Source organism: Methylomonas sp. Kb3 (genome assembly GCF_002834115.1).
GTDB classification, from domain to species: Bacteria; Pseudomonadota; Gammaproteobacteria; order Methylococcales; family Methylomonadaceae; genus Methylomonas; species Methylomonas defluvii.
In genome coordinates this window covers 76,304-101,537 of sequence record NZ_PIZT01000007.1, presented here as the reverse complement: position 1 = coordinate 101,537, position 25,234 = coordinate 76,304, and the positions used below count along the sequence as shown (strand labels likewise).

Sequence of the window (25,234 nt, the reverse complement as noted above, 5' to 3'; positions counted from 1 at the left end):
TTGATTCGGAGTTTCCAGTCTCTGTGCTTAACACCCGGTTTTGGGTCGTAGGCGGCTTATGGGTAAGCCTTGTTTCGTGCAATTCGTCAGAAATCGAAATAGATAAAAGCCGCTGTATTTCCTTGACTTATTGTGATCGCCACAAGCCAACAGAAAGCCAGCGCAATCCATATAAATTCAGGCTGAGCGTAATGAACCGCAATTTTGATCCGCCTGATGTCGTCAAACCGGTGTAGCGCGAAGAACACTAAGATCAACAACAACGGAAAAACATTATTATTGGCGAACGAATCAATCCCGCCCCAACCACCGATAAAGGGGGCCGCCCAGATGTCTAGCGCTTTTGCAATAGTCGGGCTACGAAAGAAGACCGCTGCAAAAGCGAAAAAATGAAATGTCAGCAACACCCCAATCCAATCGGGCATTTTGCCGGATGGCAATCTGCGTAAGGCGGGCCGCAACAAATAATTAACCGATATACCGATGCCGTGCAGCAAGCCCCAGATCAAAAAGGTCCAATTCGCACCATGCCATAAACCGCTTAATAGCATGGTGATCAATATATTACGGACGGCCTTGAACCGTCCGCGCCGGTAGCCGCCGAGCGGCTGGAAAAGATAGTCACGAAACCAAAATGACAGCGTAATATGCCACCGGCCCCATAAGTCGCTGAGTGAACGCGCGGCGTAAGGCCGACGGAAGTTATTAGGTAGACGGATCCCGATGGCGAGCGCAAGTCCAATCGCCATGTCGGTATATCCGCTGAAGTCGCAATATAATTGAACCGAGAATCCGTAAATCGCCAGCAGCGCGTCCAGAGCCCCAAGCGTTCCATTTTGGTTATAAACATCATTAACCGCAAAACCGACCTGATCGGCAAACACCAGCTTTTTGACCAAGCCAAGCGAAAAAATCGCCAGCGGCACGGCGAACCGGCGTAGTGTCGCCATGCGCTGCCGTTCGAGTTGCGGCAGCAATTCAGCAGGGCGCAGAATCGGCCCGGCGATTAGATGCGGAAAGAATAAGACATAGGCGAGCACTGCCGATGCGGATGACGTTGCCGGAAACTTGCCTTTGTAGATATCGATGACATAGGCCGTGAGGGTAAACGTGACGAAAGACAAACCAAGCGGCAGCGGCAGATTGAGCAAATTGTCTTGCATACCAACGAACGGTCCGATCAGCTCCCTAAAGAAAAAATCCGTGTACTTGTAGAAAACCAGCGGCAAAAATAAACCGATGACGCACGCAACCGCCCGGCGTTTGCGTGCGACTGGATTGACCGCGCCATTCATCCAAATGACGCCGAGGTAGGCGATTGCCGTCAAAAAGTAAGGCAGCCATATGTATTCGATTCGCCACCATCCATAAAAAATCGTACTGCCAAGAATGATCAGGTAAATTCTAAATTGCTTGGGGATGATAAAGTGGAGCAGGAAGTAAACGGAAAAAAATACAAAAAATATCGGCGAACTAAATAGCATTCCTTGTCCTGTTTAATTATTGACAGAGGCGTTACCTGATTGGGAAAGCATGGGCAGGATCGCCTCGGCCATTAATCGGTGGCCGAGTGCGTTAGGGTGCGGATCGGTAGGCATCGCCCAGATGTCTTTCGGAGGCACACCTTTCATTGTGGGCAGCTGGTCGCAATAAGTGTATCCATACTCAGCCGATACTTGCTTCATGATGTTATGGACAAACCCGAATTTGTAGTCAACTAAGTTGTATGTGATGGGCGTCATGGCCAGATATATCCGAATATTATTCGCTTTGGCATACTCCGAAAGTTGCCTGAGCTTTTCTTTCATTTTGAGCATGCCGGGCGCCTCTGGCTGATAGACGTCGCGATAGTACTGTACCATTGATTGTTCTCCGTTCTTATCGAAGAACCGGTGATAGACGCCCCATAAGATCACCGCCAGTTGACTGTGACGTAACAACAAATTATCTCCGCCAGCAGGCAGGTCTTCAGCGTCGCGCAGACAATAATGCACGACGATATCGGTCGGATGCAGGCCGGTAAGCTCATCAAAAAAACGGGAAACGTAGCGCTCTGTGTTGTAGTTGCCGACGCCGGCGTTAAGCACCTGTACGGGCTGTTTGTCGATAGCGCTTAACGCCGTCTCAAGTCTGGCTTCAAGGGTGTCCTGTTCAGAAACTCCCCAGCCAAATGTGATGGAGGCACCGAGAAAGAGAATTCTTCGTCCGCCTGGCGGCAAAGCAGAAAGCGGGGCACCGCGCAACCCATGCTCGTTGAGGCGAATTTCGACATTCTGCAATATCGCCGATTTTGACCTGACATGATCGAAGTCAAGCATAGGCTCAGGGCGGCGGGTTTTTAGTTCCTTGCCGTAGCGCCACATCTCGATATCGTAGTTGGTCATTGAACTGTTTTTTATGCGCAGGAGGCCTTCTGCGAGACCGAGAGCAATTGCCGACGACAGGCAGAGCAAAATTATCGATAGGAATTTTTTATTAGTTTGTGGCATGGCAACCTTAGCGAAAGTTTGATCTATGAAATTCCAATCACTTGACTTTGGAGTGCCGTCGTTATTTTTGGCGGCTGGCCAACTGGTGTGTATTGGGAAAATCTATTTCTCAAACAAGACAAGGAGGAGAGACTTGTTTTCATTGGCAGTTTTTAATTCAAAAATCAGTTGCTATTCAAGTAATGCGTTGGTTTTCTAATAATCAAGCCGTGGTTAATCCGGCTCAAGAGTGGTGCTGTAATTTGTTTTCAGACGGTTATCCTGTTTTTCTTTGTAGAGAATGTAGTTCTCAATGACCAGTAATTCGATCTCGGAGCCCATGAAACAACGAAACGCATCCTTCGGGCTGCAAACGATGGGTTCCCCTCGAATGTTGAAGCTGGTGTTAATGAGTACAGGGCATCCAGTGCGGGCTTTGAATGCGGAGAGGAGTTCATGAAACCTCGGATTGGTTTCGCGATCTACGGATTGGATTCTTGCGGAATAGTCTACATGGGTCACTGCGGGTATTTCGGAGCGCGGTATATTTAGTTTATCGATCCCGAACAGCGCCGATTCCTGTTCCGTTACTTCCGTTCGCTTGTCTTTGGCTACATTGGCGACGAAAAGCATATATGGGCTGTCGCAATCGAGTTCAAACCACTCAGCCATATCCTCACGCAATATTGCCGGCGCAAAAGGACGAAAGCTTTCGCGATACTTTACTTTTAGGTTTAATGTTTTCTGCATCGCCGGATTACGCGGATCGCCAAGGATGGAGCGAGCCCCCAGCGCTCGAGGGCCAAATTCCATGCGCCCCTGAAACCATCCAACGGCTTTTCCCGCTACCAAAGCATCTACGGTGGCCGTAATCAAATCGGCGTCGCTTAGCCTTTCGAAGCGCGCGCCGGCGCTGGAGAGCTGTTGTTCAATCTCCCCATTATTGTAACTCGGCCCCAGATAAGTGCCGGACATTGCATCTTTTCCATTTGTCCGGCGCGGTTTGTCGCAATGCGTGTAATAAGCAGCCAACGCGGCGCCAACCGCACCTCCGGCGTCACCCGCGGCCGGTTGAATCCAAATGTTTTCGAATTTACCATCGCGCAAGATTCTGCCGTTAGCCACACAATTAAGTGCGACGCCGCCGGCAAGGCAAAGATTTTTACGGCCGGTTTCATTGAATAGGGCTCGCGTCAAGCGAAGCACTATTTCTTCCGTAACCCATTGAATAGATGCGGCAATATCCATGTGCTTCTGGGTCAAAGGCTGCTCGGGCTTTCGCGGCGGATCGCCAAAAAGCGCGTCGAACTTTTTGTTGGTCATCTTGAGGCCAGTGCAATAATCAAAATATTGCATATCCAGCCGAAAACTCCCGTCGGCTTTTAGATCAAGGAGTTTACTCAGGATAACGTCGACATATTTTGTTTCGCCGTAGGGCGCCAGTCCCATTACCTTGTATTCGCCAGAGTTGACTTTAAAGCCAAGATAATAGGTAAATGCCGAATATAAAAGGCCAATCGAATGAGGGAAATGAATTTCCTTCACTGCCTCTAAACGGTTGCCGCATCCGATTGCTACTGAAGTCGTTGTCCATTCGCCGACGCCATCCATAGTTAATACAACGGCTTCCTCGTATGGTGAGGCAAAAAAAGCGGAGGCGGCGTGGCTTTGGTGATGTTCGGCGAATAGCAAACGACTTTCTATATTCGAATCCGCACCCAGGTTTTTCAACTCATCCCGCAGTAATAGCTTTTGAAACAGCTTTTCTTTGAGCCAAATCGGCATTGCCGTTAAAAATGATTGAAAACCACGTGGAGCAAAAGCAATATAGGTTTCAAGAAGTCGTTCGAATTTTAAAAAAGGCTTGTCGTAAAATACAACATACTCAATTTGATCCAGATTTTTACCGGCCGCGTTCAGGCAATATTCAATTGCATTTTTAGGAAAAGCTGCATCATGTTTTTTGCGGGTAAACCGCTCTTCTTGCGCCGCGGCGATTATCTGACCGTCTACAATCACACAGGCCGCGCTATCGTGATAAAACGCCGAGATACCTAATATATTCACGCTTTCTTCGGCAAACTTCAAAATATGGCGTAGATAAATGGCGCGATCGCGGAGCCTTGGCTTAAAACGACCAGACCGCCGACCAAGGCTAGTACGAATATGATCGGTAATAGCCAATATTTCTTTCGCATGGAGAGGAAGACCCAAAGTTCTCGTAAGATATTCAGCATTACTAATTCCACATTAGAATTGATTGTTCATATTTTGTTGTTTAACCACAATAAGCGGTCGATTTTGCCAATATGTTGGCGCTTTGCGATCAAATCTCAGCTTGAGTAAATCTCTTTTGAGGAGGCGCATTAATAGCCCAACAGGCAGAATAGTCAATAAGAAAACGGCTCCCATTATGACGGGATTAATTAAATAAGATAAAATGAGACCCAGACGGTACCAAAGATTATTAAGAGGACGTAGTGGCGCCATCCAAAAATAAGCCAGGAACAGAAAAATGGCGGCAAGGGATAGCCCCGTCAGCCACCAATAATCATAAAAGTCACGGACTCGATATAGCCTTACAAAGGCTATCATTAAAAATACGATAGAAAAAGTTATTCCAAATCCGCGTTCAGTTGGTTTTTCTGCATTCTCTTCTTGGCGCGAGTTTTCAAGCACGTAGCCTGATCGTTTATAAGTGGATTTTCTCATAGATTTTAACTACTAGCGGCACTGGCCGATACGGCGTTTAAACATTGGTAAAAATGGCCGATAAACTGGCGAACAACGCTATCACATTGCTCAACGCCTCACCCAAATGCCACGAATCGATACTGATCAACACCCCAATCCCGCGGCATGACGACAACCGAAGCGATGATCGTCAAACTTTTTCCTGTTTATTATTTGATTTCCCTGATAGGCAATATAAAAAAGTACGCCAGAAACAAGAAAATTGAATACGACACTCAAATCATGGATGAACTAAAGAGCAGCCAATGCAAAACCGGATGAATTTTACTCGTTAGCCTGTTGCATTAGGGAACCTCTGATTAATTCGTTAACATGAATTTCTGCGCCAATTAAATCTAATGGCTTGCACATTGATTTTTCTTGAAAAACTGAATTAATCAGAAGCTCCTTAGAATAATACAACCTGTTTCTTTACGGTATGTTTTGTTATCTATTCAGACTAGGATGATAAAACAATGCATCTCGCAATATGGATTTTAATAAAACAAGAGCGCTCTTATATTTTCCTAGCACCCCGGGATGGGCTCGACTTCCTTGCACGCCTATTCTAGGGGGCTCAGAAGAAGAAATTTCCGTTATCTTCAAACCGTACCTAGCACCACGGGTTAATAACATTATTTCCGAAAAATCACTCTTGAATTTATCTATTTCCAATGTATATAGATGAGCCTTTTTGAATGCTTTGTACATCACGAGCCCATCTGTGTATTTTGTTGAGAAAAGTATATTAATAAGACTGGTAAAAAACTTATTAGCAATTCCCGATACGAAATCATCATCTTCCGAAATTGCATCACCTTTGTATCTCGATGCTACAACTATATCATAACCGGCGTTTATCTTTTCAATCAGCCTTGGAATATCTTCTGGAATCGAGTTACCGTCCGGCGAAAACGGAATAATGACATCACCTCTAGCCAATTCAAACGCTTCCCAAAAAGCCGCTTTAACTCCTTTTGATTTTTGGTGAACCACATTATATCCTTTAGAAACAAGGTATTCTTTTGAGCCATCATCAGAACTACCATCAAGAATCAATATCTCGTCGCACCAACTTTTGTCTATCCGCGGCATTATAACTTTCAATGCATCTATTTCATTTTTTACAGGAATAAAAAGCGTTGTTATAAATTTTAATTTCGAATTATCCATTTTATTTTTCAAATAAACAGCCGCATTATAAATGCAGCTTGATGCTCTATTCTTTTCTTAGCCTTTAATAAAAATCCAGCAAGAACACGCCGTCAAATTATTTTTAAATCTATAACTCAATATAATATCGACTTACATCATAAAAGCCCAGCAATAACTAACCGGTATATTAATAGCCACTCTAGGAAACCTCTGATTAATGCAGTTTATCAAGAAAAATCGATGCGTAAGCCATTGATTAATATACAGTGAATCAATGTTACGAATTAAATAGCCCTCCTTGAAAAAGCCAAAATTTTTCACGGAGGGCCGTCCTCACACGAACGATAAAAATTGCTCTGATGAAAATGCGCCCCATAGCCGAAACAGCGACTGCCCAAAATGACGCCAAAAAATCCTCAACCGCCTGAGGATCAAACGGATGTTGTGGCCTGCACCGCACAGGATGGCATGCAACGCATCGCCCATTTCGCCTTTCAGGTAGTTGCGCCCCAATAGTCCGTCGTTCTGTAGGTGGCCGATGATCGGTTCGATGGCGTTGCGGCGTTTCAGGGCACGTTTGAGTCGTCGGGTATCCACGCCGCGTTTTTGCCGGGCTTTGTAAATCGTGACCCCGGGTACCTCGACGCCCGGATAACCCAAGTCCACACCCGCTTCTTTGGCGCTAGCAGGCATAGCAATCAAGTAGCGGCAGAAATGAATAATGACACTAGCAAGCAAGGCAAAACCGCTACGCGGAGCGCCTAAAACTAGCGGCTTAAATGAATTCATACTCAATTCATTACCATATGAGTGTTCTATTACAGTCAAACTCAAAACACATTCAAATTTTGGTATTTTGCACGAATGATCCCTCCAAGCTTTTTAAAGATTTTAGTTGACGCAGCTGGCGTTAAATGATTATTGTCAGCTGTAATCAAGCTATTTCCGATAATAAAGCTGCAAGTAGATAAATCATCGACGACATCACATAACTGTTCTTGAATATCGAAGTAGTCAACATTTTCTTCATTTGCAATTTTTTGAATTGCCCGGCGCAAATCGACAGTATTAGAAAGTAATCCGTCTCGCGCAATAGACTGAATCTCATACTCGGTGGACTTCTCATTTGCCTCTCGAGCAACTATATCAATTAGCTTCTCTTTAAATATAAATGGCTGCCCAACTACTAAAACTGGCTTACCAATTGCCTTCATGTATCTAATAGTTTCCCGGAAATTATTATAATCCGGGCCAAGCGACGCAAATATCGTCAAATCGATAGCGTTTTTTTCAATAAAGTCAAACATAAATTGATTAGATTGAAGGCAGTAATCCATCCCCCAATTAACACCAGGCCTACAATTTGACGGTGTTGCTTGAAGAAGATTAAATCGCTCTCTAGGCAAATTCTCATTCAACCCCATCCAACTATAACTTGCTACAGAATCTCCCATCAGCAATATATTGATCTTACCATTAACAGGCCTAATACATTCTGCTTGATCAAAGTTTTTAAAATTTGTGAACGAGCAACCTGGCGCCCGAGGTTTCAAGGTACTTAACGAATCTTTTGTTCCTGATAATAAGTACGAGACATTTTTAGGGAAACGCCATCGCCAACCATCATGAGAGTAAACATGCAATGCTGGAGCTCCAACAATTACTAAAGACAATGAAACAGCAGACCAGAATTTACGTCGCCCGGAGGAAGTGCTTTGAAAATCGATCCTTCTAAAAGGCGTTTCAATAAATTTGTATAGTAAAGCGGCGATAGCTATCGATAAAATCAATACAGCGATCTTATCAAGAAAGCTCCATGACTCCGGTTTTATATATTTATAAAATACAATTGTCGGCCAGTGAATAAGGTATACTGAATAACTGATTAGACCCAAGCCAGAAACTAACGGATGCCTCAAAAGCGCACCGAAAAGTCTAGATGTTTTTGCGCCATATATTATTAATGCGGTTCCAAAACACGGGAGTAGCGCAAAAGTGCAAGTATAAGCATGCTCATCTTTATGCTGCGTAACCGCATACATAATTATTAAAAATCCAATAAATACAGCAGCCTCTTTTACCCAATCAGAACGATTTTGACTGTATTCAACACCTAATAAAGCAGCTCCTAGTGAAAATTCAAATATACGAAATGGCATAAGAAAAAATGCCGAGGATTCAACGTTGGAAAACGATACGGACAAATATAATCCGAGTTTATTTTGAATTTCAAAAAGATTATTGACATAAGCGATATTTAACAAAACACTGAAAGCGGAAATCAAAAAAAATGCTTGAGTTAAATGCGCTCTTGGGACTCTGCGAAACAAAAATAAAACAATTATCGGCCAAATCAAGTAAAACTGTAGCTCGACGCTAAGAGACCAAGTATGCAACGCGGGCTTTAGATAAGCCGCTTTGTCGAAATAGCCAGATTGACTCCAAAATAATATATTTGACAATCCGACCAAAGCATAAAAAATAGAACCGCCAAGATGTTCAAAATCGTCCGGTCTAAACGATATCTCCGCTATAAAAAATGATAAAAAAAGAGTAAACGCCAACGCCGGAAATATGCGTTTAGTTCGTCTAATCAAAAACAACCCATAGTCAATATTTTTTACACGGGACTGATACAACTCATCCAACAACAATCCGGTTATTAGGTAGCCACTTATTACAAAAAATATATCAACACCGACAAAACCGCCCTTAAAGCCAGCGATATCAAGATGAAATAAAACAACTAATATGACTGCGATGGCACGGATACCATCAATTTCTTTGTAATAAGTACTATTTTGCGCGCCCGCAGTGTGCAAAAGCGAACTATTCAAATTTAAGCCCTCGCAAAGTCAAAAAACCAACATTGCCGCAATTAGAAATAATTTCTAACTTTAAATACCGAACCAATGTTGGCGTTTTAATTTTTTAACGCTCCACACTTCTGCATTTTCGTTATGGAACCTCTGAATAATAGCTGTTTTGAAATACATCAGTTTTAATAGCCGGTCAAAACTCAAAAACTGACTGATGATTAATCTAAAACAGTCCGATTTGTGCTAGCAATGCGCCTTATTTGGCAATTGACGCAATCAGGCTACGACGTTAGTAGGCATCCCCACGCGGACATTGGCAATCGCTACCAGAAAGGCCAACGGGCCTGATAACCCGCATCGCCGTGGACAAACTGTTCCTCGCCGTGCAACAACGAGGCTGCTTCCGCGATGTCGCTGACGTTGCCCGAGGTGACTTTGAAGGTATGCACCAAGCCGGTTTCGCTATCGACAACAATGTGGAATTTAACCATTGAATGCCTTTCTTGCAGGCATGCATTTCTGGATCGTGCGCTTTGTCCTGATTTCTAGTCGAGGTCGGTGCCGGAACTGCAAAATCATGCTTTCATCCAGCACGGCTTCCAGACGGATACCGCAAAAACGCCGCAGCGATTCAATCTCATACAGCGCCTCTTCCACTTGTTCCCCATGGGTATGCCGGATCGGAGTAGTTATAGAGAATCTGTGCGACGTGAACATGCAACATGGTATTCAACGGAAACGGTTTGCGCCCACGTCCTTTACCTGAAGCGTAATGCGGTTCGATCTTCGCTAGCATGACGGCCCACGGCAATAAAGCTTCGAGCTAACCGAGAAACTTCTCGTGCCGGGTGACTTTGCCTTTGTTAGCGTATTCGGCATCGGCAAAACTGAGTTGTCGGTAAGGGTCCATGCGCGTCGCCGCGAAAACCAGGTGAATGCCAAATTATATCCCTGGTGTGCAATTAATCAGAGGTTCCTTAACGGAATAAATAGCGCCACGAGACTTTAGTTGTTTCAGAACTCTCTTGAAACCTCTGCCGGCAAGAAAAATATCATTTTTTAGGAAGCTGATACGCCATCTTATAATCCATCAATATTTATCTTTTGTATAAATAGTTCATGCCTATTAATCAGGTGTCCAAGCGCTCCAATAAACTCCAATACTCTATCAAATCATGTGGAAACCGATGCTTCGCGAGAAAAGATTGCCGCATGCCTTCATATTGCGTCAAACAATCTTGATAGGCCTGGGGCCAATTATTCACCACCCGCCTTAATTCATCTTCCCAGCCAGTTTCATGCAATTGAATACAGCATTCAGCAATGCAGGATCGGTCTTGCGTTCCAATCGAAACCGTTGCTCGGCCGCAACGCAACGCGGCAATGATACGCATCAGTGAAAGCCAACGCCAATTGGGTCGCTGGGGAATATTCAACACGATGCGCGCGGATTCATTAAGTCGGTCACGCCCCTTTCTCGGTAAAAAGTTCGAGGTTTGCGCTAACACAAAACGTTCGGCAATCGCCCGTAGCGTTTGATCCCGAAACGCAGTAAGTGCGCCGGAAAAAACGACTTCATGCGTCGGGTTTTGACCCGTCAAATCAACACGCACTAATTCGGGAAACGGAAGCGTTCTGACTGTAAGACCGGGAAACATTCTCTCAGACCCTACTAACTCAGGCAGGTCCCCCAACACAAAAATAGCCCGAAAATAAGGTACGCAATCCATGAGATTCTTGATTCTCGCCACCTGAGTTGCAGGATGCATGTAGTCATTATTGCTCCATAATCGGTCGCCATGGATAAACAATTCGTTTCCAACCAGATCAAGGTGCTCGGTCATAATAACCGCCACTCGCTTGCCAGTGCGTTCGCAATAATCAATGAGTGTCCTGCTGGTCATTTCCGAAAAATTCTCGATGACTACATTTAGCGCACTATCCTTTGGGGTGCGCCCCATAGTCACGGAATAACCATGTTGCTGCATTATCAGAAAAAAGAACTCGATCTGATCAGTTACGCCTTGTAAAGGATGGTTATATAACCAAAGGTGAATCGACCGACTCTTGGAATGCCCGGTCATGACAAACTGCGCTCTACAGCCATTCTTACATCCTCAAGCGAGTCGCCGGTATAGAGCTGGCTATAGCCGTTTGTATTTACACGATTCATATCAAATGCCCCTTCGGCTTGCATGATTGCAAAAAAAGAATTTCCAACACGGATCAAATTGAAGCCGCAAACCCCTTCTTCAACCAACTCAATGCTTTCTTGCGATACAGTCGATAACTCTTCAACTTTACGCAGAATGTCCTTAAGACTTGTTCCTTTAATGCAAACTTCGTAATCTCCAGCATCTGCGCGCTGCTTGTTGAATTCTCCTCCATTCTTGGAGATGGCATAAAACTGATGATTGCAACGTATAATATTCAGCCCATTCATATCTTGTGCAACAAGTTCAATATTGGCTTCCGGCTGGGCTATTTTTTGCTCCGTAACTATTTCGCCAAAGAATTGCCTCCATGCTCGATATAAACGCCTTAACAACTTAAGAAATTTGGATGAGAGCGCGTAAACAAGGGGAAACGGCATTAATTTGTTGGCTACGACTTCAATAAACCGTTTTGTATTGCGGCGCTCGGCCTCCGTAACTGGGACTCTGAGATAACATCCGCCTAGCCCTTTTATTTCCGTTGAAAACGCTAGAGGGATGGGCAATGACTGCTCGACATACTCAGTGATTGGAGACCAGTCATGCAACCCCACCGCTTGATCGCCAGGAGAGGCAATAAAACACCCTCCCATTTCGGTGACGCATCCTTGACCGGTATGCAATCTCGCTACCGGTTGCGGCGGACTCGTGAAAACCCTGCCCCAATCGTTGTCGTCAATTAAAAGATGATGCTTCGCTGGCGATAAATCTGTTGCCCCATTCGACACAAGATTATCTTTAAGAAAATCCTGATATAAACCATATACGTCAGACCAAAAGGCTTCGCTGAATAGGCGCCCTGAAAACTCCATACGAGCTTTTCTGCACACGTTGGCAGACAATTCTGCGTATTTTTTTGGATTTTGGAACAGTTCTGTTATGCGCCTTAAGAGTTGTTCAACAAGGGCGTCTTCCAAATCTGGATTTCGAGCATATTGATCAATCATTACTCCGCATTCAGGATCCCGTCGCCAATTATTGTCAAATACCCCAGATAAAACTATTCCATCCTTCCCATCCACGACATAGCGGCTGGTCCCAATGGTATCGGAGACAACCGGCACAGCGCCCGCCCCCATAGCCTGCATGATCGAAACCGAATGCAAGGAAGCGCTCGGAAGCAGCAGAAAATGCGCGGCGCACATTAGTTTCTCCAGTTCATGCGCTGTCAGATAATCCTCAATCCATATAATGCTATGACCTTCGTGACAGCCCAACCAATCTAAATCAACACCATATTGTCGCAACATCGCATCCGAGGGGCGTCCGCAACGCATAAACAATCGCTTATTCTCCGGATCGCGACAAAAGGCTTGCCAAAAACGCAAGACAATATGCCCGCCGCGCAAGAAAAAATTTGCGGGATTCTGATTGGCCGAATTGACAAACAGGAATCTGGTTGACGATAGAGGGCCTTTGGATAATTGATTATTTTCTTCCGCCCCCTCCATTAAACCAATGCGCGACAAATGAAGCTTGGCATCGATGATAGGCGACGCAAAAAAACGGCTCAAATCCGTGATCGTCTCAGGTAAATGGGAAAAAACTCCAAGACACAGCGGATTTTCAAATATTCGCTTGTAATGCGCTCGTACCTGTTCTTGCGATTCCATGCTACCGGTTCCTTGATGCGCGAATGGAAAAAAAACCGGCGCGAACGATTCGCAGTGAAATACAAAAGGGCGACACAGACTCGGAAACGGTGCAGTGTGATGAACTTCAATCTCACCGGGCAATAATCGGGTTAATGCCTGATTGGCGGACCAATAGTGCGCAAAGTAATCCTTCTCGATAGGCGATAAGGAAACGTTTTCCAACTTGACAGCCTCTTTCGCAACTTCGGCGAGTAAGGATTCTCTGAACGCCTCGTCGCCGCGCAAAGATTGCGATAACTCGATGTTATCCCATGCCGCGATATTCAACCAGTCGGGCTTCTCTTCGAACAACGCCCGGTAGAGGGGATGAAAGCCATTCAGCGGAATATAGTGTGTCAGGCTCCAGGGAATTGCGACATTCAGTATCTGTTCGCTCATCAAGGTTTTCTCCGAAACAGACGCGATAGGAAACTCGCATTACGAATGTTGAGCTTATTATTCAAGTCCATAATTCGTTCTTCTTGTTTGTGTAGTTCACCTTGCAAGCCTGCGTGCTGTTGAATAATGCTAGTTAACGTATTCTGCAAACTTTTGACCACGGAGTCCTCAATTTGCAGGCTCAATCCCTGTAGAGAACCTTCGATTTTTTCTCCGTATAAACGGGACATATCATAAACATGCTGTTGAATGATGCTAGTTAGCGTATGTTGCAAACCTTTGACCACGGAGTCTTCAATCTGCAGACTCAAAGCCTGTAGAGAACCTTCGATTTTTTCCCCGTATAAACGGGCCATATCATAAACATTCTGCAACTGTAACTGTTCCGATTGCGTTTGGATTGAACGCGCACAGTCGTCGAGCTGAGCTTGCAAACCGGCGATATTTCCGTTGACATTATTCGTCAGGCGAACCGCCGTCGAGATACCATCTATATCATCCATCAGAGTGTCGACATCCCTTGCCATTAGAATAGCGTCCGGCGTGTAAAGGGTCAGCAAGGTCTGTAAATTTTGCGCTAAATTGATCGTGCCAACAGACTGACGCAAAGCGAAATAACGTCCCTTCCAGGCCACCAAATTGAAGCCTTTGTAAGCATCAAAGAGACAAGGCTCTTCGGATTCCATCCAGTAGGCCAGGGAAACGTTGTGCGCCGTGTTGGAATGCAACTCAAGCCCCGTATGGTTAAGCTGCGCCAATTGCCGATCATAAGCCTTACGGCCAATCAACAATACGGACTTTAATTCGGCAAGCGTCGTTGCCGAAGGCAAGCGCGCAAGCTGCTGGGGCGCGCATTCATCCAGAGCAATAACACCCGCCGAAAGGGGGACGGCATAAAAACGGCGGGCATAGCGGACAAGATTGCAGCCCATGAAGTCTTGTTCCACGGTCAAAGGCATCTCGTTGAAGTCTTTGGACGAATACCGCAACGGACGCGACTGAAATTCAGCCACCCGGCTAGGAATCAACGAATCACCCCTTACCGTGTAGCCGAAGCCGGAAAGAACATCAGCGCATCGATCAGCCAATTCGTCGATCAGATTTGAAGGCAATTGCGAAAGATAGCCACCTATACGACCTTCACGAAAGGTCGCCGAATTCTGATTGAAGACCTGAGCAGCAATGTCTTTGGTAATACCGTCCGCCTGAAGTTTTAACTGTATGGCCCAAATCGATTTAAGTTGAGCGCGCGCCGAACCGCCGCCGGCTCCCCCCACCAGTTCCTCGAAAGCGACCGGGATGACATTCGGAAAATTCAGCCATGGCAAAAAACCTCCCACACGCTGCCGTAAGGAACCCAACAACCATTCGTCGTCTACCAATTGGCGCACCCGATGTTCAAAATCCTCACCGGAAAAATAGCCTGCGAAAACCGTTTTACCTTCGCGATGGTAGTAATGCGCCTCAGAGACCAGAATATCCAACGGGTGCCGGTAAACAAAGAGCACAGGGGATTGAGTAACCGGATGGTGCCGATTGCCAAATGGCGCTCGGCGCACCGAGTCGATAAAGAAATCGCGAGCAACCGTATGTGAGTTACTGTATTCGATACAATACCAAGTGCCTGGCTTGGGAAAATCAGGTATTTGAATACCAGCGGCATATCCCAACGCTCGAGCAAACTCGTAGGCCAAATGCGTTCCGGCCTTGGGGATAGAAACTATAAACAAGGGTTTGCGACTCATGTGCCAATCACTTTTCGGCGCAAAAATCCGTACCTGTTGCAGATCCAAACATGCCAACAACAGATCCCCAAGTTGCTCGCCGCGAGTTTCCGTAAACAACAACACGCGAGCTTGTTTTAGAACTTCCATTGGCGGAATATCCGCGTGCGCAATAACCGATACGCCTTCGTTAGCAGCATCCCGCACGATGGTATCCGCAAGCTCGCCGTGACCCACAAGATAAACAGGCCCGTTTAATGGCGGATTGTCGCGCAAGGCTTCTGCAAAGGCTCGCGCAGTCGGCTCGAGAAATCTAAGTTCGCTGCTGTTTCCTTTCATTTATTCACCATCAAAATGAGTTCGGAAAAAGAATCTGCAATTCCCGTAAAAGCAATGCCGGAGAGGTTCGGCAGGCTAAAATCGACAGGCCCCAACGCCTGTGGAACCGCATAATACTTGCCTTGAAAAAGTACGATATTTGTCGTTCCCACGCTATCCAGCAACAGAGGCTCAGAGTATTTCTCCTTCTTACCGGCGTAGGAGCACTGGCCAGCATTGACCGCAGCGGTCATAGCGGATACAAACGAGGCCAGCTCCGCATCATTATCGTAAAGTCTTGATACGACTGGCGTTATCGAATCTATCATGGCCGAATCTAAATCGTCATTATGCACCGCGTCGATCCAGATTGAGGCTGCTTCATTGAAAATGCCGCACGCCTCCTCCGCCACATCCGACACTTCCATGACCAAGCTTTCGTCGCGGCACGAGGACCGCTCAATGGCCGTATGGGTTCGCCAAGGATATTGGCGAAAACCAAAACGAGAAAAATCGATGTTGGACTTGTTGAAAGCAAATCCAAACAAATCTTCGTCACCGTAATCACGAAATACCTCGCCCCGTCGAATATAGTCTTCGAGCATTTGCTGAAATGGCGTATACGCACTTTCGTCTAAAGGCGACATGGGGCCGTAACCGTAGCGAACCGCATACGTTTCGATCCCGTGGTCGCGCAAAATATCGAGATGGGTATTGGTTATCCAGTCCTTCCAGCCCTCAACGATGCCATGCCCCCGACGTAGATTGTGCTTGTGGGCGCCGGTTAGATTCACGTGGTCGAGTTTTGCCCATAAGGCTTGCGCCTGAGGTACGCTTGTGCCGCAACCCAATTCATCCGCAATACCGAGAATGGTCTTGACCGGACTATCAATCAAGTCTTCCCAGCGCATCAAATAGTAGTGGTGATCTTGCTGAGTGAATTCTTCAAGGTAAGCCTTAAAAGGCGGCAGTAGCGCTTCGAAAAAGTTAAGATCGCTAAGCTTGTAAAGAGCAAGGCGTTGTCTTAGAAAGTCGTTATCCTCCTGACAGGGAACAAAACGTTGGATATATTCACTGGCCAGCGCATTGATCGAAAAACAGGCAGATGTTAGCGTTCCCGCGGGATGACGCATTGATGCAAAACGCAAGCCCTTCGGGACATCAAGCGCGCTCAACCAAGCCGCCGGCCCAACATGCGAATGGACAACCTCGTAATAATTGAGAATCTCTCGGGGATGAGAAGTAATTAATGTGAAATCCCCGCCACCACGCAGGCCGATATATTTTCGAAATCGAGCATCGCGAAACTCGGAACCGGCCAACCATTTAGGTCCTCCGGCCAATTGTCGAAAGTTGTAATTGTAAATGAGATCGTGCGACAGACCGCGGCGCATGAACACATCTTCTATTCGCCGGGAAATCTGGAATCCGGCAGTGTCGCACAGCGCTTTGATGCTAAGCGTACGTCTATCCCGTGCCGGACCGACAAGTTCAGCAATCACGCTGATGAGTAAAGAGAAACCGCTACGGGGATAACCTACCACCAACGGTCGTGGAGCTATCATTAAACTACCTGCTCATCCGGAATCTCTACAGCCACTAATTCAGGTACGACCTGAAGGTCAACAAAACCGACCGACTGCGGTGTATCCGAAAATTTCAATCGTGCCACCGAGCGTCGCACATCGACAAAACTATCTTGCCCATCGACAAATTCGTTACAACCGAGATTGAGAAAATATTCGCCCCCGGTAAGATGCGCTTGCCAATGGAATCTTAACACCACATAGCCGTCAGCTTCGATTTGAGCGGGAGGATGTCCCATCATTGCCAGGTTAGTGCCAAAAACATAAGTGCCTTCTAGCGAGACGATGGCAAAACCAACCGAGAGTTGCACGAACTCGTTGCCGACTAATTTGACAATCAACTCGCAATTGGCATGCGAGGCAATCTCGGGAGGATTCAATTCACCATCGACCACCAGATCGAAATCGACAATCCGGGCCTTACCCGAGCCCATTCGGGTTTCGTGGCGGTTATAGGTAGGTTTTAAAGGGATTTTATCGGTTTTGTCCGCCCTTTCCTTTTTGGGCATCTCCGACATTCCCTTGACCATTTCCTTCTTTCGTTTACCGTTGTTCTTCGATATGTTTTGAGCCTCTCCGAACAACAACTTTTGGTAGTGATTGACAGCACCAGCGATCGGGCCGATGTGTACCAACTCTCCCCGATCCAAAACGACGCCACGGTTGCAAATCCTTAACAGGGTGTCCGTACTGTGCGAGACAACCAAAATAGTCTTGCCTTGCTCCATGAAGTTTCGGATGCGTTGGAAACAACGGTGTTGGAATTTGGAATCACCAACGCTCAGCGCCTCGTCGACGACAAGGATTTCGGGGTCTATATGAATCGCGGCCGCAAATGCAACCCGGACAAACATTCCAGAAGAATAAAGCTTAACCGGCTGATCAAAGAATTCGCCGATGTCGGCAAATGCTTCGATATCGTCGATACGCTCTTGCATTTCCTGTTTCGAAAAACCTTGAATGGCACCATTTAAAATGACATTTTCACGCCCGGTGAATTCGGGATTGAAACCAGCTCCCAACTCCAGTAATGCGGAAATTCTGCCGCTCGACTTAACCTCTCCTCCGGTAGCCTGCATCACTGCGCAGATGATTTGCAATAACGTCGACTTGCCTGAACCGTTACGCCCCAAAATACCGAAGATTTCCCCGCGATGCACATCGAAACTAATATTCCTCAGCGCCCAAAATTCTTTGTGGTACTGCTTACGGAATGGATGAATAGCCTCAATTAACCGTTGCTTCGGAGAAGAAAACAATCTGAATTTCTTACTAACGTTGCAAACTGATATTGCGGGCAACGACTCCATTAAGCCCCCTCCATTTCAGTTAAATAACGCTTATTAATCACATTATGCTCCATTATATTCAAAGCATATCGGCAAACTCAGGCTTAAGCCGCCGAAAAATATAAGCACCGCAAAATAGAATCGAAATTGTCACAATCCAAAAAAAAGCAGTATCAGCTAAATTTGGTAATTTCGGCTCCGGAAATATAAGTAAGCCACGATACCCTTCAACAATATAGTAAATTGGATTATAAGATAATAGATGGCGATAATTTTCCGGCAACAGTTCCATTGACCACACAATCGGCGTTAACCAAAACAGAACATTCAATATCACGGATAGGGCTTGCGCTATGTCCCGGTAAAACACTTGTAGCGCGGAAAACAACCAACCCAGACCGAGTAGCAATGTGGCGTTGCACAGCATGAAATAGACCACCAACAAACGCACCGGCGAAAATGCAATGTCATACCAAACTTGCATTCCTATCACAAAGATCATGAAGATCATATGCGGCACAATACCTGCCGTGATGAATACGAAGGGGAGTATTTCGGTCGGAAAAACGGTTTTCTTAATCAGATGAGCGTTACCGGTCACCGATCCGGTAATGGTGATCAAAGTTTCATTGAAATAAAACCAAACCATCAGTCCGGTGATAAACCACATAATGAAAGGCGAACCGGCGGGCGCGGCCGCTTTAAAACCTACCGAGAACACAAAATAAAACACCGCCACCGTAGAGGCTGGCTGGATGATAGACCATAATGCCCCACCCATAGTCCCAACGTATCTGCTTTGCAAATCACGCAAGGCAAGTGCGCCAATTAGTGAACGATACTTCATAATATTACTGACAATATCCAACATGGAATCAAGGCGGAGATTAGATTACCGGGCAAATTAGTTTGGGCGGCGAATTGAACTCAATCTAGCTGATAGCACATTTAAAAAGCCGTAGCGGAGCAACAAATCAAAAATGTCTTCAAACATTGAAATCATGCGTCATCAACCATTTGTAAACCAGCACCAACGAACTGGCGTCTTCGATTTCACCCTCGGCAATCATTTGTAATACCTTGGATCGGTCGAAAAATTGAAGCTCGCCGTGGCCGAACTCCGGTTCGACCTTGGCGGTTGCACCGGCATCGACCGAAGCGGCAAACAGCCGAGAGCGAGCCTGGATAACGCCTGCTTCCGGCGACAACGCTCCCATATCCCTCAAACCACCGTCGAATAGAGCCAACCCCGTCTCTTCCATCAGCTCGCGTTCCGCTGAGGCGGCGGGGCTTTCGCCGGGCTCCCCATGCCCCTTGACCACTTCCCAAGACCAGCGCTGCAAGGGATGTCTTAACACTCGGATCAAGCCAATACAGTGCCTTGCAACCGGAAGTACAGCAACACCAGCGACAGAGCCCTCGACTAAGCAGCGAGGTACGACGCTCAGATAGCGCGGCACTTCGTTGCCGTGAGAATCAACGACGTGATCGGCATAAACCCGAAATAACGCATTTTCGAATACCTCTTGCCGCCCCAAAAGTTCGATCCGAAAGTTTTCGTCCTTTACGTTATTTTCGTGTTGCATGCCGGCGCTGATGTTTAGTTTGGTGTTAGATCAAACGTTGCCGTACATCGAGTTCTTGATCATCGTGAAACCTTTGATCAATTCAGCAATACCAGCATCAAGGCTGACAGAAGTTTTATAGCCGGTTGCCTCAATTTTTGCATTGGAGACGATGTAGTTGCGCTGATCGGGATCTTTACCGACCGGTGCGTCGATAAACACGAAGTCGGGTATCTGTTTTTTGATTGTTTCGCACAATTCCTTTTTAGACACATTGGCTTCGGAGAGCCCCACATTGTAAATCTGGCCCTTCATCGCGTCATAATTGGCAATCGCATGCTGGAAAGCCCTTGAAACGTCACGCACATGTACGTAATTGCGTTTGAAATAACCTTCGAACAGCACGACAAAACGGTCGTTGACAGCGCGATAGGTAAAGTCGTTAACCAGCAAATCAACGCGCATCCTTGGCGACATGCCAAATACGGTCGCCAAACGGAAGCTGATTGCGTTTTCGCGCTGCATCAATTCCTGTTCGATTTTGACCTTTTCGATTGCATATTGCGAAATCGGACGCAGCGGCGACTCCTCGGTACAAAAGTTGTTTTCATCGCCGGTGCCGTAAGCGCTGTTCGTGGTCGGCATCAACACGATTTGATCCTTGGCCAACAACTTCAGCATCAGCGTGATCGCGTCGTGGTTGGTAGTGGTTGCGCCGATTGGATCCAGATTGCACAGTGGCGCCCCCACCAGCGCAGCCAACGGAATCACAATATCGGCATTTTTGAGCAATGGTGCGACATTTTTTTCCAAGCGGATGTCACCCTTTACGACCGAGAAATTCGGGTGGTGGCAGACGTGGTTCAAACTACTTTGCTTGAACATGAAGTTGTCGAGCACCGTAACTTTATGTCCCGCCGCCAGCAAGTCGGGTACCATGGTAGAACCCAGATAGCCGGCACCGCCGGTCACTAAAATGTTGTAACTCATAACTCTCCTTTCGGTTCGAAAAAATTCATTCGCCAAAGATTGCCGCTTCGACGCACTCGCACAGCGTATGCGCCAGAACTATGTGCAATTCCTGAATAGTGCTGGTCGCAGTTCCCGGAACGACTACTGCATACATTGCAAGTTCGCGCGCCTTGCCGCCATCGCGGCCGCAAAATACAATGCTGGGTATCGACATAGCGCGGCATTGCGCCAGCGCTTGCAAGATGTTCGGCGACTGGCCCGACGTGCTGATACCTAAAAAGACGTCGTTGCCGCAGGCTTTACCGGCCAGCTGCCTGGAAAATACGTGTTCAAATCCGTAGTCGTTGCCGATTGCGGTCAGGATGGAACTATCGACAGTCAGGGCTTCTGCGGGCAAGGCGTCACGTTCCCGCGCCAGTTTACTGACAAACTCCGCCGCCAAATGCTGAGCATCGGCCGCCGAGCCGCCGTTACCGGCGATATAAATGCGGCCACCGTTGCGATAACAGGCAATGACGGCTTCCACCGCTGCGCCGAATTCGGTTAAAGCCTCGGTATCCGCCAATAGACTGATCTTGGCATCAATCGAGGCTTGAACATTGATCCTGATGCGCGAAACTATATCCACGCCGCCTCCTGGTTCAACACTTGCGCGGCGCGTGCGTAATCGTCTGGAATGCCAATGTCGATGAAAGTGCCCGGAAACTCGATACCGGTTAAACGCCGACCGGCCGTCAAAGCCGCCGGAAAAATATCGTCTTCGAGAGACCATTTGGCGTTTGGCGTAAATTGTTCTTCCAACAATGCGCTACGGCGCAGGCAGTACACGCCGCCGTTGGCCAAACTGCCGATACCGCCCTTACCTGACTGCAAGGACTCGATGCGCCCGTCGTCCGCTACTTCCAGCGCCATATAGCGGCCTTCTTCGTTGGAACGAAACAACGAAAAACAGCAATCTGCGTCGTTACGTTGTGCGAAACACTTTAACTGCTCCAAATCCACAGCGAAGAAAGTATCGCCGTTGAGCAACAGAAAACGTTCGCCGGCCGAGATGTTGCGTGCGGCTAACAGCCCCCCCCCACCGGTACCCAGAGGAGTTTGTTCGAGCACGTATTCGATCATCGCACCACGATAATTCTCACCGAAGTAATCAATGATGGCATCGCACCGGTAGCCAACCGATAGAATGAAACGCTCCACACCCTGGGTACGCCAATACTCGAATAAAAATTCGAGAAACGGCCGACCATTAATTGGGGCCATCGGTTTCGGCAAATCGGGTACCGCGTCACGCAAACGAGTGCCCAAGCCGCCTGCCAGAACAATTGCCGTGGTCACGATGTCGCCGTCAAACCGCGTTGAGCAACGCGCACAGTTCGTCGACTTCGGCAGAGTTCAAGTCGGGGAAATTGCCGATGTAAAAACCGTAAAAATGAACGTGTTCGGTATTCGGATATTCCAGATGATGGCCTTCCGGCACGATGCCGCGCAAATACGGCTGACGGATCTGGTTGCCGCCGCCGGCGCTACCTCGGCGGAATTCGATGCCGGATTCGCGCATTTTTTTCATCACTCGTTGAACCAAATTATCGTCGGCCTCTTTGAGGATCAGATTAAAAGCGTAATTGCTCGACCCCTCAAGTTTGAAATCGGTGCGGTATTTGGACGCATCAATTTTATCGAGAAAGCGCAGCAAATTTTCGGTACGCCGTTGTACGATCATATCGAGGCGTTTGAGTTGGCTACGGCCCATTATGCCGCCGATTTCGGTATTACGGGTGTTATAGGCCGGATAGGCAAAAATAAAATCCGGGTTGAGCTGCGGATTGTCGTCGATGTAGCGTGCCTTCAAATCATTGTCGGTCGCCTCGCGCACCATGCCGTGCGAACGCAACATGCGCACTTGCTGGTAGACCTCGGGGTCGTTGGTGCAAACCATGCCGCCCTCAATGGTGCTCATGTGGTGGGCGTAGTAATAGGAAAAATTGGAAATCCAGCCGATACTACCCAGCAATTTACCGTTATGGCGGGCGCCGTGCGATTCGCAGACATCTTCGATCAACGGAATGTGGCGGCGTTCGAGTTCCGCGACCAGTTCGTCGGTCAGGCCATCGAAACCTTGGACGTGAGTCAGAAATACGGCGCGAGTTTTGTCGGTAATCTTACTCAGAATTTGTTGCGTATCCATCGCCAGCGTCGCCGGATTGATGTCGGCAAATATCGGGGTAAAGCCGTTCTGCAACACCGATGCGACATCGGATACCCAGGCCAGCGGCGGCACGATGACTTCGCCGCCTTCGGGGTGGCGTATTTTCAACACCGCCATGGTCAGCAGGTTAGCCGAAGCACCGGAATTCAGGAAAACACTGTATTTCACGCCCAGCCACTCCGACCACTCGGCCTCGAACGCGCGCACGTTCGCACCATGAGTCAAAATCGGATCGTCTTGTTTGAGATGTTCGATCACTGCGTCGAGATCTTCGCGCAGAATGTTGTTGCGCATCAGGGGGAATTTCATGTTGTCGAATACCCGGTTAATGAGAAAGTGATTGAATAAAGGCCGCAACGCGCCGTTGCACGGCTTCCGGCCCTATGCCGACTTGTTCGTGCAATTCGGCCCGTGTACCCAGTTCAAAACGGTAGCCGCCATTGACCCCCAGATTGAGCAGCGTCAAAGGCAGGTTCCGTCGAGCCAGAAAATCGAATAGCATGGCATCAACCCCACCGCGGCCACTGAAGCCTTCTTCCAAACTGACCAAGCCTTGATAGCCAGCGAGTTCGACAGCTAAGCTATCCTCATCGAAACGCGCAATGTCCACCAAATCGATGACACCGACATCGTGCTCGGGGTCTTGCTGAGCCGCCACCTTCAGCGCGGTATGCAACATGTAGCCGGTCGCCAGCAAACATATGCGCCGCCCTCGACGGTGAACGTGAAAACCCAATCGCAAATCCGGTGCCGTTTGTTCGTAGATTACCGGCAATACCTGAGCGTCAAAGCGCAAATATTTGGGGCCGGTAGCCGATACGCAGCGCTCGAACAATGCTCCAGCGGTTACATGGTCTGCGGGGGAAAACACCTGAAAATTCGGCATCGCGCGCATAAGGGTCAAGTCTTCGTAGCACTGGTGCGTCGGCCCGGAAACCACGTAACTATACCCGGCGCCGACACCGATCAAATTAACGTTAATCGGCCGCACCTCCGACAACAATGCCAAGCTGACACGAATCTGTTCGTAACAGCGCATGGTTATGAACGGCGCGATCGCGTAAGCAAACACGGTAAACCCTTCGAGCGCGAGACCAGCAGACACGTTGATCAAATTTTGCTCGGCGATGCCGACGTTGACAAACCGGGAGGGGAAATCGGCGCGTATTTTATCCAGTATCGGCGAACCAAAATCCGCACTGACGAAAAATATTTTTGCATCCTGCTCCATCGCTTGCCAAATCCGATCAAGCAGAACGTCGCGCATCGGTAGCGGCTTGGTCGTCATGGCAATTGCTCCAGTAGACTGTCAATTAATTCCGGCTTGGGATTAAGAATGTGGGACAAAGGCGCATTCTCCAAACCCGGCACACCGCGACCTTTCAAGGTTTTGGCGATCAGTGCTTTCGGTTTACCAGCCGTCGTCGCCTTCATCTCCAACAAACCAGCCTGCACAGCCAACACATCGTGACCATCGACTCGGCGGCAATCCCAGCCAAACGCGGTTAAGCGCTCGCTTAGCGAATGGTGGCTGACGATGTCATCGGTATAGCCGAGCATGCTGATACCGTTGTCGTCGATGACGAGATTCAGATTGTCGAGCCTGTGCTGAGAGGCAAACATCGCTGCCTCCCAATTGGCGCCTTCGTGCAATTCGCCGTCGCCCGACACAACGAACACTTGTCGATCACTGTCGAGCCGCTTCAAGCCCAGAGCCATACCGGTGGCTACGCCCAGACCATGACCGAGCGAACCGTTGACGGTCTCATAACCGGGAATCACCGGATCGGGAATACCGCCCAAAAAACCGCCGCTATGGCAAACTCGCAACAATTCATCTTTGGAAAAAAAACCGAGATCGGCCAAAATCGGATACATGCAAATTGAACCGTGGCCCTTACTGATCACGCAACGGTCACGATGCGCCGCCAATGGCTGAGAGGCATCGAAACGCAAGACGCCTCCGTAATACAAGGCGACGAAAATTTCAACGGCTGATAGCGACGAAGCCAACCGAGTCTCGGGCGCGCGACGGTGGATCGCTAGCGTCTCTCTCCAGACCCAATGGGCCTTGGCGCGTAAATCAAGGGGTTGGGAATTCAAAGCAGCGCCTCCGTTTCGGCGTTGGTTCTAGAACGGGGCGAACCGTT

The 25,234-nt window shown here is 47.7% G+C and carries 23 protein-coding genes and 1 pseudogene; 1 reads left to right on the top strand and 23 read right to left on the bottom strand.

Annotated features, from left to right (window positions below):
* Nucleotides 1-86: 86 nt before the first annotated feature.
* The 5 genes from CWO84_RS05845 to CWO84_RS05830 form a co-directional block, all read right to left on the bottom strand.
* Nucleotides 87-1,484, bottom strand: coding sequence for an MBOAT family O-acyltransferase (locus tag CWO84_RS05845; protein WP_101052031.1), 1,398 nt, complete (start codon nt 1,482-1,484; stop codon nt 87-89).
* 12 nt (nt 1,485-1,496) lie between these two features.
* Nucleotides 1,497-2,489, bottom strand: coding sequence for a GDSL-type esterase/lipase family protein (locus tag CWO84_RS05840; protein WP_101052030.1), 993 nt, complete (start codon nt 2,487-2,489; stop codon nt 1,497-1,499).
* Between the two features lie 213 nt (nt 2,490-2,702).
* Nucleotides 2,703-4,535 carry a carbamoyltransferase gene (locus CWO84_RS05835; protein ID WP_033156153.1) on the bottom strand — a complete coding sequence of 611 codons (1,833 nt, stop codon included), beginning with the start codon at nt 4,533-4,535 and terminating at the stop codon, nt 2,703-2,705.
* A gap of 17 nt (nt 4,536-4,552) precedes the next feature.
* Entirely contained in the window at nt 4,553-4,666 is a 114-nt protein-coding gene (locus CWO84_RS24840) for a DUF5989 family protein (protein WP_230410266.1), read from the bottom strand.
* Nucleotides 4,667-4,718: 52 nt separating this feature from the next.
* Complete coding sequence (locus tag CWO84_RS05830; protein WP_101052029.1) at nt 4,719-5,180, bottom strand: hypothetical protein; 462 nt, start codon at nt 5,178-5,180, stop codon at nt 4,719-4,721.
* 53 nt (nt 5,181-5,233) lie between these two features.
* Between CWO84_RS05830 and CWO84_RS05825 the strand changes: the two genes are divergently transcribed.
* Complete coding sequence (locus CWO84_RS05825) at nt 5,234-5,428, top strand: hypothetical protein (protein ID WP_101052028.1); 195 nt, start codon at nt 5,234-5,236, stop codon at nt 5,426-5,428.
* A 220-nt stretch (nt 5,429-5,648) separates the two neighbouring features.
* On the opposite strand, the gene CWO84_RS05820 is transcribed toward CWO84_RS05825, so the two are convergent.
* From CWO84_RS05820 to CWO84_RS05740, 18 genes and pseudogenes are all read right to left on the bottom strand, one after another.
* Nucleotides 5,649-6,374, bottom strand: coding sequence for a glycosyltransferase family 2 protein (locus CWO84_RS05820; protein WP_101052027.1), 726 nt, complete (start codon nt 6,372-6,374; stop codon nt 5,649-5,651).
* A gap of 315 nt (nt 6,375-6,689) precedes the next feature.
* Nucleotides 6,690-7,022, bottom strand: a pseudogene (locus tag CWO84_RS05815) (hypothetical protein); the annotation flags it as partial.
* 164 nt (nt 7,023-7,186) lie between these two features.
* Nucleotides 7,187-9,193, bottom strand: coding sequence for an acyltransferase family protein (locus CWO84_RS05810; protein ID WP_101052026.1), 2,007 nt, complete (start codon nt 9,191-9,193; stop codon nt 7,187-7,189).
* Nucleotides 9,194-9,498: 305 nt separating this feature from the next.
* A complete protein-coding gene (locus CWO84_RS24835) occupies nt 9,499-9,666 on the bottom strand; it encodes a transposase (RefSeq protein WP_240617973.1) in 168 nt (55 codons plus the stop codon).
* Nucleotides 9,659-9,892, bottom strand: a complete 234-nt coding sequence (locus CWO84_RS24830) for a transposase (protein ID WP_240617972.1) — start codon at nt 9,890-9,892, stop codon at nt 9,659-9,661. Before CWO84_RS24830 ends, CWO84_RS24835 begins: the two co-directional genes overlap by 8 nt.
* 413 nt (nt 9,893-10,305) lie before the next feature.
* A complete protein-coding gene (locus tag CWO84_RS05800; protein ID WP_033155991.1) occupies nt 10,306-11,259 on the bottom strand; it encodes a hypothetical protein in 954 nt (317 codons plus the stop codon).
* A complete protein-coding gene (locus CWO84_RS05795; RefSeq protein WP_101052025.1) occupies nt 11,256-13,421 on the bottom strand; it encodes a hypothetical protein in 2,166 nt (721 codons plus the stop codon). The genes CWO84_RS05800 and CWO84_RS05795 overlap by 4 nt, the downstream gene beginning before the upstream one ends.
* Nucleotides 13,421-15,484, bottom strand: a complete 2,064-nt coding sequence (locus CWO84_RS05790; RefSeq protein WP_101052024.1) for a hypothetical protein — start codon at nt 15,482-15,484, stop codon at nt 13,421-13,423. Before CWO84_RS05790 ends, CWO84_RS05795 begins: the two co-directional genes overlap by 1 nt.
* Nucleotides 15,481-16,965 (bottom strand): hypothetical protein, encoded by a 1,485-nt coding sequence (locus CWO84_RS05785; RefSeq protein WP_133120651.1) that lies wholly within the window; start codon nt 16,963-16,965, stop codon nt 15,481-15,483. The genes CWO84_RS05790 and CWO84_RS05785 overlap by 4 nt, the downstream gene beginning before the upstream one ends.
* A gap of 62 nt (nt 16,966-17,027) precedes the next feature.
* The gene (locus CWO84_RS05780) at nt 17,028-18,359 is read right to left on the bottom strand and encodes an ABC transporter ATP-binding protein (protein WP_101052023.1); all 1,332 of its coding nucleotides are present in this window, start codon (nt 18,357-18,359) and stop codon (nt 17,028-17,030) included.
* Nucleotides 18,360-18,417: 58 nt separating this feature from the next.
* On the bottom strand, nt 18,418-19,209 hold the full coding sequence (locus CWO84_RS05775; protein WP_033155986.1) for an ABC transporter permease: 792 nt from the start codon (nt 19,207-19,209) through the stop codon (nt 18,418-18,420).
* A 115-nt stretch (nt 19,210-19,324) separates the two neighbouring features.
* Nucleotides 19,325-19,924: an NUDIX hydrolase gene (locus tag CWO84_RS05770; protein WP_101052022.1), complete on the bottom strand. Its 600-nt coding sequence runs from the start codon at nt 19,922-19,924 to the stop codon at nt 19,325-19,327.
* 30 nt (nt 19,925-19,954) lie between these two features.
* Complete coding sequence (locus CWO84_RS05765; RefSeq protein WP_033155985.1) at nt 19,955-20,893, bottom strand: NAD-dependent epimerase/dehydratase; 939 nt, start codon at nt 20,891-20,893, stop codon at nt 19,955-19,957.
* Nucleotides 20,894-20,918: 25 nt separating this feature from the next.
* Nucleotides 20,919-21,503, bottom strand: coding sequence for an SIS domain-containing protein (locus tag CWO84_RS05760; RefSeq protein WP_033155984.1), 585 nt, complete (start codon nt 21,501-21,503; stop codon nt 20,919-20,921).
* Nucleotides 21,494-22,213 carry a sugar phosphate nucleotidyltransferase gene (locus tag CWO84_RS05755; RefSeq protein ID WP_205800347.1) on the bottom strand — a complete coding sequence of 240 codons (720 nt, stop codon included), beginning with the start codon at nt 22,211-22,213 and terminating at the stop codon, nt 21,494-21,496. Before CWO84_RS05755 ends, CWO84_RS05760 begins: the two co-directional genes overlap by 10 nt.
* Before the next feature lie 10 nt (nt 22,214-22,223).
* Nucleotides 22,224-23,393, bottom strand: a complete 1,170-nt coding sequence (locus CWO84_RS05750) for a DegT/DnrJ/EryC1/StrS aminotransferase family protein (protein WP_205800346.1) — start codon at nt 23,391-23,393, stop codon at nt 22,224-22,226.
* A 16-nt stretch (nt 23,394-23,409) separates the two neighbouring features.
* Nucleotides 23,410-24,372 carry a transketolase C-terminal domain-containing protein gene (locus tag CWO84_RS05745; protein WP_101052019.1) on the bottom strand — a complete coding sequence of 321 codons (963 nt, stop codon included), beginning with the start codon at nt 24,370-24,372 and terminating at the stop codon, nt 23,410-23,412.
* Nucleotides 24,369-25,187, bottom strand: a complete 819-nt coding sequence (locus CWO84_RS05740; RefSeq protein ID WP_101052018.1) for a transketolase — start codon at nt 25,185-25,187, stop codon at nt 24,369-24,371. The genes CWO84_RS05745 and CWO84_RS05740 overlap by 4 nt, the downstream gene beginning before the upstream one ends.
* Nucleotides 25,188-25,234 lie beyond the last annotated feature (47 nt).